General features: G+C 43.5%; 20 protein-coding genes and 1 pseudogene. 14 read left to right on the top strand and 7 right to left on the bottom strand.

The annotated features are described in order from the left end of the window. Positions 1-13: 13 nt before the first annotated feature. The 5 genes from CJ483_RS11775 to CJ483_RS25065 all read left to right on the top strand — a co-directional run bounded on the left by CJ483_RS11775 (position 14) and on the right by CJ483_RS25065 (position 2638). Positions 14-520: a VanZ family protein gene (locus CJ483_RS11775; RefSeq protein ID WP_259455628.1), complete on the top strand. Its 507-nt coding sequence runs from the start codon at positions 14-16 to the stop codon at positions 518-520. 118 nt (positions 521-638) lie between these two features. Then, a complete protein-coding gene (locus tag CJ483_RS11770) occupies positions 639-1328 on the top strand; it encodes an ABC transporter ATP-binding protein (protein ID WP_120035159.1) in 690 nt (229 codons plus the stop codon). Next, a complete protein-coding gene (locus CJ483_RS25075) occupies positions 1306-1491 on the top strand; it encodes an ABC transporter permease (RefSeq protein WP_259455627.1) in 186 nt (61 codons plus the stop codon). Before CJ483_RS11770 ends, CJ483_RS25075 begins: the two co-directional genes overlap by 23 nt. A gap of 26 nt (positions 1492-1517) precedes the next feature. Beyond that, complete coding sequence (locus CJ483_RS25070) at positions 1518-2207, top strand: ABC transporter permease (RefSeq protein ID WP_259455626.1); 690 nt, start codon at positions 1518-1520, stop codon at positions 2205-2207. Further along, positions 2204-2638, top strand: coding sequence for an ABC transporter permease (locus CJ483_RS25065; RefSeq protein ID WP_259455625.1), 435 nt, complete (start codon positions 2204-2206; stop codon positions 2636-2638). The genes CJ483_RS25070 and CJ483_RS25065 overlap by 4 nt, the downstream gene beginning before the upstream one ends. A 66-nt stretch (positions 2639-2704) precedes the next feature. Here CJ483_RS25065 and modB read toward each other — a convergent pair whose 3' ends face one another. From modB to CJ483_RS11750, 3 genes are all read right to left on the bottom strand, one after another. Then, positions 2705-3382 (bottom strand): molybdate ABC transporter permease subunit, encoded by a 678-nt coding sequence (modB, locus tag CJ483_RS11760; protein ID WP_120035157.1) that lies wholly within the window; start codon positions 3380-3382, stop codon positions 2705-2707. Then, the gene (gene modA, locus CJ483_RS11755; RefSeq protein WP_120035155.1) at positions 3363-4169 is read right to left on the bottom strand and encodes a molybdate ABC transporter substrate-binding protein; all 807 of its coding nucleotides are present in this window, start codon (positions 4167-4169) and stop codon (positions 3363-3365) included. The genes modB and modA overlap by 20 nt, the downstream gene beginning before the upstream one ends. Positions 4170-4265: 96 nt before the next feature. Next, positions 4266-5357 (bottom strand): ABC transporter ATP-binding protein, encoded by a 1092-nt coding sequence (locus tag CJ483_RS11750; protein WP_120037978.1) that lies wholly within the window; start codon positions 5355-5357, stop codon positions 4266-4268. Positions 5358-5451: 94 nt separating this feature from the next. Here CJ483_RS11750 and CJ483_RS11745 point away from each other — a divergent pair, with 94 nt between their 5' ends. Further along, complete coding sequence (locus CJ483_RS11745) at positions 5452-6381, top strand: helix-turn-helix transcriptional regulator (RefSeq protein ID WP_120035152.1); 930 nt, start codon at positions 5452-5454, stop codon at positions 6379-6381. Between the two features lie 74 nt (positions 6382-6455). On the opposite strand, the gene CJ483_RS11740 is transcribed toward CJ483_RS11745, so the two are convergent. Then, positions 6456-7901, bottom strand: a complete 1446-nt coding sequence (locus tag CJ483_RS11740) for an APC family permease (RefSeq protein ID WP_120035150.1) — start codon at positions 7899-7901, stop codon at positions 6456-6458. A 268-nt stretch (positions 7902-8169) separates the two neighbouring features. Here CJ483_RS11740 and CJ483_RS11735 point away from each other — a divergent pair, with 268 nt between their 5' ends. Next, the gene (locus CJ483_RS11735; protein ID WP_120035147.1) at positions 8170-8682 is read left to right on the top strand and encodes a DoxX family protein; all 513 of its coding nucleotides are present in this window, start codon (positions 8170-8172) and stop codon (positions 8680-8682) included. A gap of 144 nt (positions 8683-8826) precedes the next feature. Then, complete coding sequence (locus CJ483_RS11730) at positions 8827-9474, top strand: Bax inhibitor-1/YccA family protein (protein WP_120035145.1); 648 nt, start codon at positions 8827-8829, stop codon at positions 9472-9474. A gap of 141 nt (positions 9475-9615) precedes the next feature. On the opposite strand, the gene CJ483_RS11725 is transcribed toward CJ483_RS11730, so the two are convergent. Next, positions 9616-10110 (bottom strand): hypothetical protein, encoded by a 495-nt coding sequence (locus CJ483_RS11725; RefSeq protein ID WP_120035143.1) that lies wholly within the window; start codon positions 10108-10110, stop codon positions 9616-9618. 364 nt (positions 10111-10474) lie between these two features. Between CJ483_RS11725 and CJ483_RS11720 the strand changes: the two genes are divergently transcribed. From CJ483_RS11720 to CJ483_RS11695, 6 genes and pseudogenes are all read left to right on the top strand, one after another. Next, positions 10475-10903: a MarR family winged helix-turn-helix transcriptional regulator gene (locus tag CJ483_RS11720; RefSeq protein WP_406908934.1), complete on the top strand. Its 429-nt coding sequence runs from the start codon at positions 10475-10477 to the stop codon at positions 10901-10903. Positions 10904-10914: 11 nt separating this feature from the next. Beyond that, positions 10915-12123 carry an MFS transporter gene (locus tag CJ483_RS11715; protein ID WP_120035141.1) on the top strand — a complete coding sequence of 403 codons (1209 nt, stop codon included), beginning with the start codon at positions 10915-10917 and terminating at the stop codon, positions 12121-12123. 494 nt (positions 12124-12617) lie between these two features. After that, entirely contained in the window at positions 12618-12818 is a 201-nt protein-coding gene (locus tag CJ483_RS11710; protein ID WP_120035139.1) for a DUF3311 domain-containing protein, read from the top strand. After that, positions 12815-14296, top strand: coding sequence for a sodium:solute symporter family protein (locus tag CJ483_RS11705; protein ID WP_120035137.1), 1482 nt, complete (start codon positions 12815-12817; stop codon positions 14294-14296). The genes CJ483_RS11710 and CJ483_RS11705 overlap by 4 nt, the downstream gene beginning before the upstream one ends. Further along, positions 14293-15482: pseudogene (locus tag CJ483_RS11700) on the top strand (M20 metallopeptidase family protein). The gene CJ483_RS11705 and the pseudogene CJ483_RS11700 overlap by 4 nt, the downstream one beginning before the upstream one ends. 169 nt (positions 15483-15651) lie before the next feature. Then, a complete protein-coding gene (locus tag CJ483_RS11695; RefSeq protein WP_120035135.1) occupies positions 15652-16521 on the top strand; it encodes a LysR family transcriptional regulator in 870 nt (289 codons plus the stop codon). Between the two features lie 43 nt (positions 16522-16564). Here the strand turns inward: CJ483_RS11695 and CJ483_RS11690 are convergent, their stop codons facing one another. Together CJ483_RS11690 and CJ483_RS11685 are read right to left on the bottom strand one after the other, a co-directional pair. Next, entirely contained in the window at positions 16565-17128 is a 564-nt protein-coding gene (locus CJ483_RS11690; RefSeq protein WP_120035133.1) for a methyl-accepting chemotaxis protein, read from the bottom strand. 39 nt (positions 17129-17167) lie between these two features. Further along, the gene (locus tag CJ483_RS11685; RefSeq protein WP_120035131.1) at positions 17168-17662 is read right to left on the bottom strand and encodes a sigma-70 family RNA polymerase sigma factor; all 495 of its coding nucleotides are present in this window, start codon (positions 17660-17662) and stop codon (positions 17168-17170) included. Between the last annotated feature and the right edge of the window lie 461 nt (positions 17663-18123).

Genomic DNA, 18123 nt, shown 5'->3' with positions numbered 1-18123 from the left:
GAAGGAGTTTTTCATGAAGTATTTAGTAAGGATGGCGATGCTGCTGATTGTGGCGGGGATCATTTATTCTTTTTCTTCACAAACCTATGAGGAGCAATCGCTTGTGCCCTTTCTGGAGCAGGTGCTTCCCGGAGAACCTTTTTCCGGCGTGCTGTCCGCCTGCAGAGTAACCTATTGGGGAAAAGAGATATCTATTGAGACGCAAGGATACTACTATTTTCTTGAGTTTTTCATCCGTAAGTTTGCTCATCTGTTTTTATTCGGTTTATTAGCTGTCGCCTTATTTCGGGTATACGTAGTATGGGAGCCGAATCGGGTGAGGAAAGGCATACTGGTGGCTTTAGCTGGCACCTTCCTGTATGCCGGGATGGATGAATGGCACCAGCTCTATACAGGAGGGCGGACACCACTTCTTAATGATGTGTTTTTGGATATGATTGGAGCAGTGTTAGCGCTCACTCTTTATGTATTTCTATACATAAGAAGGCCAAACAGACTGTTGCCCAAGATAAACGTGTAATTGAACAGTTTTTCAAATGCCAATGATCGAGACGAATAAAAAACCCCGTGATTATGCTGGATAAGCTCCGGATAATCACGGGGTTTTTATATTTAGTAAAGGAAGAGGAGGTTATGTCATGATTGAAATGCGGAACGGACAAAAAGTTTACCGCTCCGGCGGAGAGAAGCTGCCCGTCTTGCGAGGAGTAAATCTGCATATTGAAAAAGGTGAATATGTGGCGATTATGGGCAAATCCGGATCGGGGAAGAGTACATTGTTAAATTTGTTAGGGACGCTAGATGTGCTTGATGGTGGAGAATATGAGTTGGCAGGGCAGGGTGTTCATCAAATGAGTGCACGCAGACGGACCGCTTTGCGCAATGAGGAGATTGGATTTATCTTTCAGCACTTCCACCTTATCCCCAATCTGTCTGTTTATCAAAATGTGCTTTTGCCGCTTACGTATGGGGAGAAAAGAAGGAATGGAAAGAAAGCCAAGGTGCTTCAAATGCTCGACGCAGTCGGGCTATTGCATAAAAAGAATCAAAAGCCGAACCGGCTATCCGGCGGGGAAAAACAGCGAGTGGCGATTGCAAGGGCACTTGTTAATGAGCCAGGCTTGATTTTGGCAGACGAACCAACGGGAAGCTTGGATGAAGAAACCACCGATGAAGTATTGCAATTAATGGAACACGTACATAAAGACGGGGCGACCATCGTGATGATTACGCATGATTTAGAAGTAGCCAAACGGGCAGAACGTATTTTTTTATTGAAGAACGGCATATTGAAGGAGTCGGCCAATGAAGCTGCTTACAGGATTTAAGCTGGCATGTTTGGGGCTATGGGCGAATCGTTTTCGGGTGCTATTTTCAATGGCTGGTGTCGTCATTGGAATGTTTGCGGTCATTGTGCTGGCTTCGATTTCTATTGGTGTGAAAGATACGCTACTTAAGCAGATGGGGGACTTGGCGCGGAGCAAATTTTAGTTATTCCCGGCCGAGTGCTCGATACCGTGAGCGGGCAAAAAGATCTTTTGAGCGGATTAACGAGCGTGCCGAGCACGCTGACGTATGAGGATGCGAAAGAGATAGAAAAAGTGGAACGTGTCCGCTCAGTCACACCTCACTTGGAAACTGTATCAACCGTACAGACGGGAGAAGGGAGGAATATAAAAAAGCTGCAGGCAGTCCTCGTCGGCAGCACGGATCAATACAGCAGAGTGCAGCATGCCAAGCTTGCTGAAGGGCGCTTTTTTACGAAGGAAGAGCAAAAAGCGAAAGCGAGAGTTGTCGTCTTAGGTAGCAATATTTATGAAGGGCTGCTTGGAAAAGAAAGTAGGCCGGAAGAAACAAGGGAACCGGCAGACGCAGCGACCAAGCCATGGTGGCAGCGGCTATTTTCTTCGCTTGCGCCACAGAGTGCAGCGGCCGAGAAGCAGGAAGCTTCACTTATCGGCAAAGAAGTCGTGATGAACGGGACGAATTACAAGGTTATCGGTGTTATGGCGCCAAATGCCTCACTTGGTTCAAGTACTGACAACAATGTCGTGATGCCGATTGAAACGGCTTTACAGGAAACAAATATGAAAAATTTAAACAAAATGATCGTGGAAGCGGATAGCACCGCGGTCATTGACCGGGTCGACGGTGACGTATTTGCGGCTATAAAAAAAATCATAAGGAGATTGACTTCAGCGTCGTGAAGCAAGAGCAGATGTTGGAGGCACTTAATAAAGTCACAGCGATTTTGCAAGCAATGCTCGCTGGGATTACCGTGACAGCTCTCATTATTAGTGGAACAGGAATTATGAATGTCATGGTCATGTCGGTCAGGGAGAGGACACGGGAAATTGGCATTCGCAAAGCACTGGGAGCGACGACATTTCAAGTGATGGTGCAGTTTCTCTTTGAAACGCTTCTTCTTTGTTTTCTTGGCGGGCTGATTGGTTTGGGGATCGGCTATTTATTTATTGAACTCTGGAATGACACCATTTCTATCTTTTCGCTCGTTCTGCCGCTCTGGGCTGTGAAGCTGGCCTTGACTTCTTCGTTTGCCGTTGGTATTTTATTTGGCATTTATCCGGCATTGAAAGCGGCAAGAATGAATCCGAGCCAAGCATTGAGATTTGAGTAGTAAGGAAAGCGATGTGAAAAGAGAGCTGTCCACTTTCGTAAGACAGCTCTCTATTGATCTATTTTCTTATTGTCTCATCCGCACGATGAGCAGCATAACGAAAGAGAGGAGGACGATGGAGAGCACCCATAGCCAGGCCATGGTCATATTGCCAGAATCGATGGCTATGTAGATAGCTGTCGGAATGGTTTGGGTTTCCCCGGGTATGTTGCCAGCGAACATTAAGGTAGCGCCAAACTCTCCTAAAGCCCGGGCAAAACTTAAGATGCTTCCAGAAATGAGGGCTTTAGAAGCGAGCGGTATGGAAATGAATAGAAGGACTTTCCATTCACTCGCTCCGTCGACTCTTGCTGCATCTTCGATATCGCGGCTAACAGCTTGAAAACCAGATTTGGCGGATTGGTACATGAGTGGAAAGGCGACAATAGCCGAAGCCATCACACCGGCCCACCAGGTGAAAATAATCGGTTGATGAAAGAGCCATTCAATGGCCCTTCCAGCTGGGCTGTTTTTTCCAAAGACAACGATGAGAAAAAAGCCGACCACTGTCGGAGGAAGCACCATCGGCAGCATAAGTACGGTTTCCAAAACGGCTTGTCCTTTAAAGTTCTTTCTTGCTAACAGCCGTCCCGCTAATGTTCCTGCTATGATCACTACAACACCGGCTGTAATGGCTATTTTTAAAGAAAGCCAAATCGGACTTAGGAATTCTTCGATGGATGCTTCATTGAGAAGTGAAGCCATAGTCTTTAAACACCTTTAGCGCTTCATCGCTTTGCAAATAATGATAGAAGTTCTTGGCTTCTTTATAATGTTTGGAGTCTTTAATAACCCCCACCGGATAAATAATCGGTCCATGCATTTTTGGATCAGCTGTAGCCGCGATTTTTACTTTGCTTGAAACAAGGGCATCGGTTTTATAGACAATCCCTGCATCTACATTTCCAGTTTCAACGTAAGAGAGAACCTGGCGTACATCCTTCGCGTAAACGATGTTGGATTCCACTGTATTCCACAGATTCATCTTTTCCAATGTTTCCTTTGCATACTCTCCAGCCGGTACGGATTCTGGCATACCAATCGAAATCTTGCCGGCTTTTCCTAAATCTTTAAAGCTCTTAATAGGAGCCTTTTCTTGTTTTGGAGCAATTAATACAAGGTCATTGCCGAGAAGATCCAGTCCGTCCTCCTTACGGATCTTTCCTTTTTTCACTAATGCGTCAAACTTCTCTTCTGCTGCGGAAAAAAACAAGTCCACTGGCGCTCCTTGAGAGATTTGCTGCTGGAGGGAACCAGAGCTGCCGAAGTTGAATTTCAGCTTGATATTGGGATGCTCCTTTTCATAGGCTGCCTGCATATCATCCATCGCATCCTTCAGACTGGCAGCTGCGGAAATCGTTAATTCTACTTCTTTCTGTTTTCCAGTGACAGCGTTCTTGTCCGCTGATTCAGCGCTCTTATTGTTTGAGCATGCCGCCATTAGCATCAATACAAACAATAAAATGCCCGTTAGCTTAAAATGTTTTTTCATCCTCACACCCCTATTTTATAATTAGTTATAAAAGATTATATCTAATTATAACTAAACGGAAATAGTTTTTTCGTACTTTTTAAAAAATTGCTTTTTCTATTCGCCAAGGAGAATGCGTGTTTCTGTACTTGAGTCGAAGAAATGAGCTTTGTTCATATCGATTGACAGTGACAAAGTCTGGCCAGATTGAAAGTCAGCTCTTGGATTAAACCGGATAGCAAAGGAATGGGAGGAGATTTTTCCGTGCACCACGGCTTCTGCTCCCAGCCATTCAACGGCTTCCGCTTTTACTTGAATCATCGCATCGCCGTGAGGCTCTGTATAAAAGTCTTCCGGGCGGACGCCAAGAATGATCGGTTTATTTACGTATCCTTGCGTTCGCAAGCAGGCCAGCTTTCTTTCAGGAATTGGAATGGACACCGTTCCGAGCTGAAAGGCGTGCTCTGAAAGAGTACCGGCAAAAAAGTTCATGGCCGGTGAACCAATGAAACCTCCGACGAATGTATTGACTGGATTATCGTATACTTCTTTCGGGGAGCCAATCTGTTGAATGGTTCCCTCTTTCATAACAACGAGACGGGTAGCCATTGTCATGGCCTCTGTCTGGTCGTGTGTAACATAAATGGTCGTTGTTTGCAGGCGTTCATGAAGCTTTATAATCTCTGCGCGCATCTGAACGCGAAGCTTAGCATCAAGATTCGATAAAGGCTCGTCCATTAAAAAAACTTTAGCATCACGAACGATGGCACGGCCGAGTGCGACCCGCTGGCATTGCCCCCCGGAGAGCGCACTTGGTTTGCGGTCCAGGCAGGATTCAAGACCAAGGAGGAACGCTGTTTCTTTCACCCGGCGGTCAATTTCCTCCTTTGCATATTTACGAAGCTTTAGCCCAAATGCCATGTTTTGATAGACGTTCATATGAGGGTAGAGTGCATAGTTTTGGAAGACCAAGGCAATGTCGCGCTCTTTCGAGGGCACATCGTTCATTCGTTTGCCATCTAACAGCAAATCACCTTGTGAGATTGTTTCAAGTCCGGCAATCATTCGCAAAATAGTCGATTTGCCGCAGCCTGAAGGGCCAACGAATACAATAAATTCTTTCTCTTTAATATCAAGGTTAAAGTCTTCTATAGCCGTAACCTTTCTATTGTAGTTTTTATAGATGTGTTGTAATTTTAATTCAGCCACCATCATAATCCTTTCGAATATTAAATTATATGAATTATTACTCTTTATGTCTTATTATAATAACATGTCACTAGAAGAAAGAGGGGGTGAGCGCATGAATTCTGACTCATCATATACAATTGAAGAAGTGGCAAAGCTATTAAAAGTATCAAAGCTGACTGTTTATGATTTAATCAAAAAAGAGGAGCTGCCTGCCTATCGGGTTGGCCGGCAAATGAGGGTAGAAGAACAAGATCTTGAAGAGTATAAATTGAAAACAAGGACAGGTACAGCCCGTGAAGAAAGAGAGACTTCTGCAGAGCGGCAGGAAGCTAGGCCAGCGAGAAGCCAAATAGTCATCAGCGGTCAGGACATCGTACTGGACATGCTGAGCAAATATATTGAATCTCATGCTTCTTTGACGCCTTTAAGACTGTATAATGGCAGCTTAAACAGCCTCATGTCTATGTATAAAGGAGAATGTGATGTCGTAAGTGTGCATTTGTATGATGGCGACACAGGCGAGTACAATCTCCCATATGTAAAGCGCATATTAGTCAGCCAGCCGTTTATTCTTATTAATTTGGTTTGCAGAACGGCTGGGATTTATGTACAGCCAGGAAACCCGAAAACTATTAACACATGGAGTGATCTGGCCCATCTGCCTGTTAAGATTGTCAATCGGGAAAAAGGAGCCGGGGCAAGAGTGCTGCTCGATGAACAGCTGCGAATAAACGGCCTCTCTGCCAGGTCAATCGAAGGCTATGAAACAGAAGTAACGAGCCACTTTTCCGTTGCTTCCGCAGTAGCCAGCGGGCAGGCTGATGCTGGCGTAGGCATTGAAAGCGCCGCTAAAATGGTCAATGTTGACTTTATTCCTCTCATTACAGAGCAATATGATGTAGTGATTTTAAAAACAAAAGAAAATGCAGAATTGATCAAAGTCATAAAGGCAGCCGTTTCTTCGCCTGAATACCGATCTCAGCTAGAGCAGTTAAACGGTTACGACACTCGTCTTACAGGGAAGGTCATTTTTGAATCGTAGGGAAACTCCCTCTTTATCTGTCCGCTGCATGATCACCAAGAGGAGCTGCCCGGTTTGGGCAGCTCCCAGACAGTCTAAAGACTCTTTTTTTCTAATTCAGGATCATCCTCATATTGAATCACCCGGTCAATTTCCTCGTCCATATGCTTGTCGGAGTTAGCTGTCCCGTATTTAGACATCGATACTTTATAGAACACAAAGCCCATGATGACCCAGGCGAAGACGATGATCCATTCATACGGCCAGACAAGGGCAGAAGGCATGCCAGGCATATAGAGAACCGAGACTCCAAGCGCCATGAGAGCGGCAATCCAGCCGAGTGTGGTGCCGCCGGGCAGCTTAAATGGCCGGTGCATCGTCGGTAGCTTTTTACGCAGGATAATAAAGGACACAGCAACCATAAACCAGGCGACGACTAATCCCAATCCGCCGGCGTCAACGAGCCAGACTAAAGCCGGGCGTCCGAGCAGCGGAGCGGCAGTAGACAAAACAGCGATTAAGAGGATCGCTTTATGCGGCGTATTATACTTGGGATGCAGTTCTCCGAGAGATTTCGGAAGCATGCCAGATTTGGCGAGTGCATAAATGGCCCGGCTTCCGCCTACATAAAATCCAATCCAGCTTGTTAAAATGCCGCCGATTCCTCCAAGCACAAGAATGTTGCCCATCATTGGACTGTTTCCGAACGCTTTTGCCATCGCATCAGCCGTAACGAGATTCGATTCGGCCATTTCAGCCGGGGTTAATATGCGGGAAACACCGAATATAACGGCAACATACCAAACGACAGCGAGCATAACGGAAAAAATTAACAATTTACCAATTTGCTTTTGCGGGAGATTAATTTCTTCGGAAGCTTGCGGAATAACATCAAATCCAACAAACATAAAAGGAGTCATAATAATAACGGTTAATAATCCGGCCGTCCCTTTTTCGAAAAACGGCTGCATGTTGGCAGTGCTGCCTGAAATGGAGCTGCCAGTGATTAACAGGATTCCGGCAATGGCAATAACGAGTGTGAGAATAAAGGTAATGGCCATAGAGAACTTAATGCCGCGGTAATTAATCCAGGCGATAATAATCGATCCAAGAATGCCGACACCCGCCCAGGTGATTGTTACATCCCAGCCCGCAATTGTATATAAGTAACCTTTGCTGTAGTTTGGAATTAAATATTCAAAGACAGTTGGAAGAGCAACCGCCTCAAAAGCAACAACGGATACATAGCCGAGTACGATCGCCCAGGTAGTAATAAAGCTCGGTACTCTTCCCATCGCTTTATAGCTATACACATGTTCGCCGCCGGCTAGCGGGAGAGAGGAGGCCAGCTCCGCGTAAGTTAAGCCGACGAACGTCACAACGATTCCGCCAATGACGAAAGCAAGAATGGCACCTAACGAACCCGCTTCGGAGATCCACAGCCCGGTTGTCACGACCCATCCCCAGCCAATCATCGCCCCGAATGCCAAAGAAAGCACATCTCTGTTTCCTAGCGTCTTCAGAAATTTTTGTTCACTCATTCGTTCCCCTCCAATCAAAATTTAACAGAGTCGTACACGAGGTAATGAACTGGAATTACTTTACTAATTAAACAGCACCCCCTTCCCTATATGTATCCAGATATGTAAAACAAGTTGTCTTCTTCTATTATATTACATTGTTTCTGTTTATTCTAAATATTTCGTCAAATAGTCACGTATTGTTTTTGCTACCATTTTCATATTGACGATACTGTCCCTTTAAAAGATAATGATAATCATTATCAATTAATAGTTTAGGAGGATTTTTATGTTTATTCATTTTTTGAAAGAGAATCGTTATGCGGCCGGTTTACTGTTCTTTTTGCGTTTATATCTTGGATGGCAGTGGCTGCATGCCGGCTGGGAGAAAATCAGCGGCGGACAGTTTGATGCAGGAGGCTTCCTAAGCGGGGCAATTGGACAAATGTCCGGCGATCACCCGGCTGTACAGCCGTGGTGGGGCGAGTTTTTAAGAGAAGTGGCCTTGCCGAACATCGGAATTTTTAATGTGCTGGTGCCCTGGGGAGAATTTCTGGTCGGTCTCGGTTTGATTTTAGGAGCCTTCACTTCCTATGCAGTATTGATGGGGCTTGTTATGAATTTCTCTTACATGCTTTCTGGCACGACAAGTACAAATCCGCAAATGGTTATTATTGGGTTGCTTATTTTGGCTGCTGGAATCAATGCTGGAAGAATAGGCTTTGACCACTGGATCTATCCTTATGCAAAAAAGGCATTTGCCAAAAAATCGGAGACAGGCACGCTTTCTAAAAGCGCCTGAGACAGGATCATACAACTCCTTCTGGACGTAAGAGAAGATGATTCCTCAGGCAATCTAAATGATTTTTATTTTTTACCTGCTTTTTTGAAACTTTTTGGCAAAAAAGCCGTATAGGTTAGTAAAAATTAATGGAGGGGTCATGAAATGTCGTCTTATACGATACCTGAAGCGTCGAATCATAACCATATGAATGCTGTTCTACGGGCGTTTGTGCTGTCTCTTGGTGTGGCGCTTTTTGGAATGAGCGTCGGTACGGTTGTTCCGCCAGCGCTGTTTTTACCTTTGGCTGTATTAGAAATTCTTTTGTTGGTTGGTGCTTTTTTTCTGCGTAAAAGAAAAGCGGTAGGTTATACGTTCTTATATGTATTCACTTTCCTTTCCGGAATCACCACTTATCCAATTGTTGCTTACTATTTAATGACTTCCGGAGCACAAGTCGTATTGGGGGCTTTAGCCTCTACGTTTGTTGTGTTTTTGGGAATGGCCGTTGCTGGCGTGAAGACAAAAAAAGACTTATCCTTTTTAAGCGGTTTGTTGCTCACGGTTTTATTAGCACTCCTTACGTTATCGATTATGAACTTATTTTGGCCATTTTCTTCAACTGCCATGTTTGTTTATTCTATCATTGGAACCGTCCTTTTTTCTCTTTACGTTATGTATGACTTTAACCAAATGAAGCGTATGACTATTACTGCAGATATGGTTCCGCTCTTGGCACTTAACTTGTATTTAGACTTTGTTAACTTATTCATCAATCTACTGCGTGTGATTGGAATTTTAAGTGAAGATTAAAAAGAAAGGGTCAGTCTCTTAGAGAGACTGACCCTTTTGTATATATTCCATAAAAGAGAATAGCAGCCAATGAGTTGTATGATGCTGCAAACAGGAGAAACAGACTGCCTAAAGGCAGCCTGCTCTGGGCTATATGAATCCTCAAAAGCATTGGAAGGAACGGATTCTTCGCAAGTCTGTGCCAAAATATACCCAGCGCCAATTTCTCCAGCGCCATCCGGCTATAGAGTTTCTTCCTACAAAGGTTGGATAGTACCAGAAACTCTGACCGTTTGTCAGCCAAACATAAGTGTAGCGGAACAAGCATCCTCTTATGGCGCCGGGATCAATGGCGAGGGGGGAAATGCCCCCTTGTTGAAGCTGAGGGGTAAAGGCGGGAGGCGGTGAAGTTGGCGGGCCACCCGGCTGGGCTCCTCCACCCGGCCCTCCTCCTGGAATTCCTGGAGGAGGACCAGGTGGCATTCCCGGTAATCCGAAGGTCGGCTGCTGGCCGGTCGGTCCGGAAACTCCCGGAAACCCTGGAAATAGAAATTGACGGTCTTCTGGAAAATCATATAAAGCTTCACTTTCCAGTAATTGATCTTCTCCTCCAAAAGGAAAGGAAGAATAGTAATCAGAGTAATCTCTATAATCCATCTATCTGATCTCCTTTCATAGTAACTTCCATTTACAGTATGCAATCCCTTGTTTTTTTGTGATTGCTGCCCATGAAAAGGAGTAGAGTGAGGACTAGAGGATTTCTACCACCCAGCGCACGGCATATCTACATCCAATAAGGAGCGAGCGGACAGCCAGCAGCAGCAATTCCGGAATGGCGAGGAGCAAATCGAGAAAAAGGTTAGACAGGGAATAACGGTGATTTTTTTTCTTTTCACTGAAGGGCACTTCTGATCTTCCTTCCTTTTTTATCCTTATTATAAATATTTATGGAGGACTGGACAAAGATTTGGCTATTTGTTATATTAAATTAGTTACCTAAGCTAACTATTTTTTGTAGGAAGTGATTTCAATTCAAACTTTTCAAAAGTTCTTTTATCAATTGTTAATGCTATACCGCCCGTTTGAAAATCGGCTGAACACACTTCTTGGCCAGCATGGGCTCTATAGGGCGCAATGGACGGTGTTGTATTATCTGTTTAATTTTGGATCTGCCACACTTGTGGAACTAGCGAACTATCAGAGTGTGGAGAAGCCGACTATGACCCGAACGGTTCATCGCTTAAAAGAGCTCGGATATTTAGAAGCTGTGCCGACAAAGGATAAACGGGAAAAGAGAATGCAGCTGACGGAGCTCGGCAACGAGGTGTATAAGGAGGTACGGGCAACTGTAGATGCATTCGAACAAGAGATTTTAGAGGGAATTTCTGAAGAAGAGCAGTTAACAGCCATTCGCATGATGAAAGACATTCAACATAACATTTTAAAATAGGGGATGAAAGTGTGAGTCAATCAGAACCAAAATTATGGACCAAGGATTTTATTGTTGTTTCTTCTATTAACTTTGTCCTAACGCTGATTTTTTATTTATTAATGGTGACTATCGCAGTTTATGCCGTCAATGAATTCGAGGCATCAACCAGCCAGGCGGGGCTTGTAACAGGGATTTTCATTATCGGGACGTTGATCGGGCGTTTATTTATCGGCCGGATGATTGATTCTATCGGCCGCAAGAGAACATTATTTATTGGCCTAATTTTCTTCATTTTAGCAACAGCTCTATATTTTGTAGATTTAGGCATTACTTTTCTGTTGTTTAACCGCTTTGTCCACGGTCTGACACTCGGTATAGCAAGTACAGCTACCGGTACAATTGTAGCTCAAATTATACCGGCAACGCGAAAAGGAGAAGGGATCGGGTACTATACGATGAGTGCGACGCTCGCCACAGCGATCGGTCCTTTTATCGGATTGTTCATGAGCCAGCATACAAGCTTTCCGATCATTTTCTCTTTTTGTCTCGTCCTTGGATTAATTAGCCTGGCCGTTGCTTTTTTAGTGAAGGTTCCACCGTTAGAATCAGCTGTAAAAGCAGCGGAAACCAAAGGTCTGAAGCTTTCGAGCTTTGTTGAACCAAGAGCTTTGCCCATTGCCTTCGTCACGCTGGCTGTAGCTTTCTGTTACTCAAGCGTTCTTTCGTTCATTAACTTTTATGCGATTGAGATCAACCTGGTGGACGCGGCCAGCTTTTTCTTTATCGTGTATGCGGCAGCCGTTTTAGTCTCCCGTCCATTTACCGGCCGGTTAATGGATGTGAGAGGGGCTAACTTTGTCATGTATCCTGCATTTTTGCTATTTGGGGCAGGAATGCTTCTGCTCAGTACCGCAGCACACGGCTTCGCTCTGCTGGCAGCAGGCTTCTTAATCGGGCTTGGTTTTGGAAACATGCAGTCCAGCACGCAGGCAATCGCCGTAAAATTGACACCTCCTCACCGGATGGGGCTGGCAACATCGACTTTCTTTATCTTTCTTGATGCTGGCCTTGGGTTTGGTCCTTATGTGCTCGGGCTGGTTATCCCGCATACTGGTTATAGTGCACTTTATACGATTCTAGGCATTGCTGTTCTTGCATTTTCTGTTCTTTATTACTTCCTATATGGCAGAAAGGAAAAGGAGTTAAGAGAGGAAATGAGCGCATCGACCGCAATGTAATAAAGGAGAGTTCCAAACGTTTGTTTGGAACTCTTTTTTATTTTAAAAGACTTGTTGAGCTTCTAAGCATTCTTTTGTTAATGATGAGTGTCATTTCTTTGGAGGATTGAATGAAAAAATATACATTTTTATAGAATGATTATTCGTTCAGGGGAGTCAGATTTTTCGTTTGTTTATTTAAAATTCAGATAAAACTCTCTATTTTTCTCATAGATTCAAAATAAGTTTATGCAAGTATTAATTTTTTTTATAGCAAGTATATAAACCTTCAATGATGGAGCCTGAGAAACTGTGATAGGATTACAGAGTAAAAGCTTGTACAGCAGAAAGCTATTGCGCAATAGTTGTAAGCGGCTACATCGGTAGGCTATAAGCAGACTTTACTGAATCTTCACAACTGTTAGTGGTATTTATCTGAAGTTTGGTTTATACAATTTCTATGCATAATGTGAGTGAGGGAACAATCAATTTATTACTTCGTGAGGAGCGCATGTATGAAGCGAATTATCCTGTTATCAATTATTCCTTTCATCGGATCATTAGGGGGATTGCCATTTGTAAACAAAGTTGATTTGTATATTCTTGGCATGCCGTTTATTTTCTTTTGGGTTGTGCTATGGACGGTATTAATTAGTGGGTTTCTATGGTTGATTTATCACTTCGATCCTAGGAATCTGGAGGATGTGGACGAATGAATAGTGCATTAATTGTTATTTTATTATTTTTAGTGCTGTCCATCTTTTTAGGAATTAAAGCGAAAAAGGGCAAGCAGATGGATCTTGACGAGTGGGCGGTTGGAGGTCGGGGCTTTGGAGCTTTTCTTATTTTCATTTTGCTCGCTGGTGAGATGAATACGACGTTTACTTTTCTCGGCGGAAGCGGCTGGGCATATGACAAAGGGGCACCTGCTGCTTATATGATCGTTTATTTACCGCTTTCCATTATTATGATGTATTGGATTGCTCCAGCGATTTGGAAATATGCAAAGTCTCAAAAATTAGTATCTCAGCCAGATTTCTTTGCGAGCAAATATAATAGTCCATTTTTAGGGGTGTTAGTCGCTATAATCGGTGTCATTGCTATGGTACCCTACCTCATTTTACAGCTGAAGGGCCTCGGGATTATCGTTTCGGCTGCTTCTTATGGAGCGATTTCACCCTCCGTTGCCGTTGTGATTGGAGCAGCAGCCCTTACCGTTTATGTAATGGTATCAGGGATCCACGGTTCTGCCTGGACCGCTGTTTTGAAGGACTTTATGATTTTCTTTATTGTTCTTTTTCTAGGTATTTATTTACCTCTTCATTATTACGGCGGGGTTCAGCCGATGTTTGAGGCGGTAGAAAAAATAAAGCCGGGCTTTTTTCACTTGCCTGATGAGGGACTGAGCATTTCCTGGTTCATTTCTGCTACGTTATTGAGTGCAATTGGGGGGATGGTATGGCCGCATTTGTTTAATGCCATCTATTCTTCTGAAAGTTCCAGAGCGATACGAAAAAATACGATTATGCAACCGATTTATTCTTTAATGCTGCTGTTTGTCTTTTTTGTAGGATTTACTGCTATCGGACAAGTACCAGGATTAACAGGAGCTGATACCGATTTTGCCCTATTGAAGTTATCGATTCAAACATTTGATCCATGGTTTATCGGCTTAATTGGCGCAGCCGGATTATTAACAGCACTTGTTCCAGGGTCGATGCTGCTCATGGCAACGAGTACATCTCTTTCATTGAACGTATATAAGGCAATGGTGCCATCTGCAACAGGCAAGCAAGTAACAAAAGTGGCGAAATATTTAGTGCCGGTCGTTGCGCTAGCTGCCACATATTTTACTGTGAATGGCGGCAACACAATCGTTACACTGCTTTTGCTCGGTTATGGATTTATTGCCCAGCTGCTTCCAGCTCTGCTTTTCAGCTTTTTGAAACATAATTTTGTGAACAAATACGGAGCATTTGCCGGAATGGTCGTCGGTGTAGCAGCTGTTATGTATACAACATTTAACAACTCGTCTTTCGGTACACTCTTCCCATCCCTGCCACAAGTTATTAAGGATTTGGATATCGGAATTGTTGCCTTGGCATTAAATACGTTAGTGACGATTATTGTTAGTGTTATAGTGCAAGGTTTTGTCGCTAAAGAAGCAACAGACAGAAAGGAGTCTTTGTCATGATCGGTCAATTATCAGCCAAATTAGATGAAATATACCCTGAGATGGTCACTTTTCGAAGGGATCTCCATATGTATCCTGAAATTTCTTTTCAAGAGGAAATGACCCTAAAAAAATTAGCGATTATTTAAAGGGGTTAGGGTTGGAAGTTCGCACGGAGGTAGGCGGCAGAGGAGTCGTCGGTTTGTTGCGAGGCGGAAAGCCGGGGAAAACGGTCGCTTTGCGGGCAGATTTTGATGCGCTGCCCATTCAGGACGAAAAGGAAGTTGAATACAAGTCACGTATCCCGGGAGCGATGCATGCTTGCGGACATGACCTCCATACGGCAGCCCTTCTTGGAGTCGCAAAAGTATTAAGTGAAGTAAAAGAAGAAATTAGCGGGACCATTGTTTTCATTCATCAATTTGCCGAGGAACTTACACCGGGCGGAGCAAAGCCAATGATTGAAGACGGTTGTTTAGATGGAGTGGATGTGATTTACGGAGCCCATGTCATGTCTGACGTCCCAGTAGGACAGGTAGGGGTGTGTGAAGGATATGCATCGACTGCCGCAGACGAGTTTGAGATCATCGTGCAAGGAAAAGGCGGTCATGGCTCACAGCCGCATTTAACCGTTGACCCTCTCGTTACCGCCTGCCAGCTTGTGCTGAATTTGCAGCAAATCATCAGCCGGCGTGTCGATCCGCTGAAGTCGGCTGTCCTAACAGTTGGCGCGATTAATTGTGGAAGTGCGCCCAATATAATCCCTGATGCGGCAACTATCAAAGGAACTGTGCGCACATTTGACGAAGAGACGCGCACATTAATTGAAGAAACAATCGGTCAAGTGGCTCGGTCAACTTGTGACGGAACGGGGGCTGATTGTGAGTATACTTATTATAGGGATGCGCCGTCTATGTGGAATGATCCTGCTGAAACGAGCCGAGTAGAAGAAATGGCTGCACTGCTATTTGGTGAAGAGAAAGTAGAGAAGATTTCGCCAATGATGGGGAGTGAAGATTTTGCCTACTATCAAAAAGAAGTCCCGGGCACTTACTTTTTTACAGGTGGAGAAAATCCGGAAATTAACGCCACATTTCCGCACCATCATCCGAAGTTTGATGTAGATGAAAGAGCGATGCTAATGATTGGGAAAGTATTTATCGCGGCTGCGCTGAATTATTTATCTGATGGCCGCATCCGTCCGTAAAAAATGTAAATAATAAAGAAAGGCCATACAGAAGGAAAAAGCCAGCTGTGTGGCCTTTTAGCTTTGTGAGCGAATTTCCTACAGTATGGGCGCCGGTTAATAAAAGTTTGGCTATTCCCTTTTCTCATGTAAAATGAATCATTATGATAGGAAAAGTGAGTGCTGAAGGATGGAATTAAGAAATTTAAGAACATTCATGGTGGTTTCTGAACAATTGAATCTTTCGAAGGCAGCTGAACAGTTGGGCTATACACAGCCCACTGTTACTATTCAAATCAAGGCATTAGAAGAAGAGCTTGGCCACTCCTTAATCTCTCGTTCAGGGAATAAAACATTTCTAACTCCAGCGGGAAAGCTGCTCAAGAAACATGGAGAAAGGATTTTTACTCAACTGCAAGAGATGAAAGAGGATTTAAACAAACTAGATAAGTTCCAGGGAAATCTTGTTATCGCCAGCCCGGAATTTTATTGTGCTCACTATTTATATTTGATTATGAGAGACTATGTCAGCCGGTATCCTCAGGTCAATATTAAGCTGGTTTCCTGTAATAGTGTTGAAGCCATCAAGATGGTTCATGACAAGAAGGCGGACATTGGTATTGTCGGGGTTGAGTATCAGCTTCCTGGCATTGAATCAGTCATTATTGATAAAGAGGCTCTCTTATTTGTTGCCTCAACAGAATTATTGAAAAAGTTGGGAGTGTCTCATGTGCTTGAGCATTCCCCCATCTTAATCGATAAAAATCTGGAAGCCATATCAGAAAAACTATTTGAGGAGATGAATTATTCTCCTCCTTCCCTTATTGAATGCAGCAGTGAAGAGACGATCAAACGATCTGTCCTCAATCAAATAGGTGTGTGCCTTTTAGGCTCAGCCACTGTTGAAAAAGAAATAAAAGATGGAACATTAACGGTTCTTCATCGTTTTTCAAGAGAGCTCAACACGTCTATCGTTTACCGTAAAAGCCGGGAAAAGGAATGGCCCATTCAAACCTTCTCCAGTTTAGTGAAGGAAACGTGGAATTCGATAAGCAGGTAATACGAAAATCCTTCAAGTGTCTAACATTTGAAGGATTTTGATTTTACAGGGTACTGGCCGTTTGGTATAGGCTTTCAGCAGTTACGGCTACTTTGCGGGTATCGCCGCTGATTGCATGAATAATTTGGATAAGCTCTGTTACATCTGCTTCCACTCGATTAATGTGTTTGTCATTTTGATCGATTGCCGAAAGAATCTGCCGAAACTTCTTTTGGGTTTGGGCCGAGTTCTCTAAACCGAGAGAAACTTTTTGTTTAACGTCGGCCGTCGTACTAACGGCCTGATTTGTGAATGAAGCCGAATTGTAAACGAGTGTAGTGATCTGTTCGACAGATTGTTTGGATTGCTGAGCTAGCTTGCGGACTTCTTGAGCCGCTACGGCAAAGCCATTGCCATGTATGCCAGCGTGTGCTGCCTCGATGGAAGCATTGAGAGCAAGCAAGTTGGTTTGCTCGGCCATTTGTTTGACTATGGCAATAATATTTGTAATCTTGTCAGAAGAAAATTTGAGCTCGCCGATGATTTTTCCAAGCTGTTCGGTGCTGTCAGCAATAAACTGCAATTCAAGAAATAAAGGATTCGGTTGCAAAATAAAGACCAGGCGCATGAAGAAAGCTGGAGAGCTTGCTCTCCAGCTTTTTGCTATTTAATCAGTGAGCAGGCTGGAGCCTTTGCTTTTTAGTTTTGCGATGGCTTGCTTGCGCCACTTTTTGACGGCGGACAGAGATACGTTCTCTTGGGCAGCTATTTCTTTTGCAGTCAAATGGTAATAAAAAGTATAGATAATCCAGTTTTTTTCTTTTGTGCTCAAGCCTTCTGTATAAGAAAGCAATAATTCTAATTCAAGTGATTTCTCCTCTTGTTCATCTACTCTTGCTTCCCAAAAAAGATCATCGGGATACACGTGCCGTTCTTCTATTTGGTTGGTTTTTGTCATCGCCTTCTTCATCTCGCCTTTCATATAGGCATAAGCATAATTAGAAAACAAGCCTTTGCTTTCATCGAATTTTTGTTGTGCTTGCCAAAGAGCAATTTTTCCGATTTGGATAAATTCATCTCTATCCTTATAGATGTGCAGAGTGTTCATAACATGATGAATCATGGGAGTAAACTGAGCCACTGTTTCATTAAAATTTGGCATTGAATCTTCCTTTTAGGAAGCGCGCATCCTCGTATTCCCGGGTCAAGACAAGCATAGCCGGGATCATATTTTAAGATCGACCCGGCTAACCTGTTGTTTCCAATCAGCAATAGTAAGATTCGTGGGGAGATATGGGGATTTTAATGATGGCAAGTTAACGAAGTGATGTGAAGTGGAGAAAAGTCCTCTAATAACATAGTTCCTCACAAATATTGTGCTGGCCGTTTAAGAAAGATCACATACACGGAAGATATTGGCGCCGGTTTTTAAGAGAGTATCTGACAATGAAAAACTATTTTAAATAACGGCGATTTTTTTCAAATCTCATTGCTCTCTCCTTTTCCATAAGTATTTTTATAAAGGTATATTTTTATAGCGGATGCTAATAATTACATAATCGACAGGAATGGCCATTTGGTGTCTTCTGTACGAAAAAACTGGAAATATATGATTTTTTGTAA

The sequence above is a fragment of the Bacillus sp. PK3_68 genome, assembly GCF_003600835.1.
Taxonomy (GTDB): Bacteria; Bacillota; Bacilli; order Bacillales; family Domibacillaceae; genus Pseudobacillus.
The sequence above is the reverse complement of the archived record's forward strand: the minus strand, read 5'-3'. Positions and strand labels throughout refer to the sequence as shown.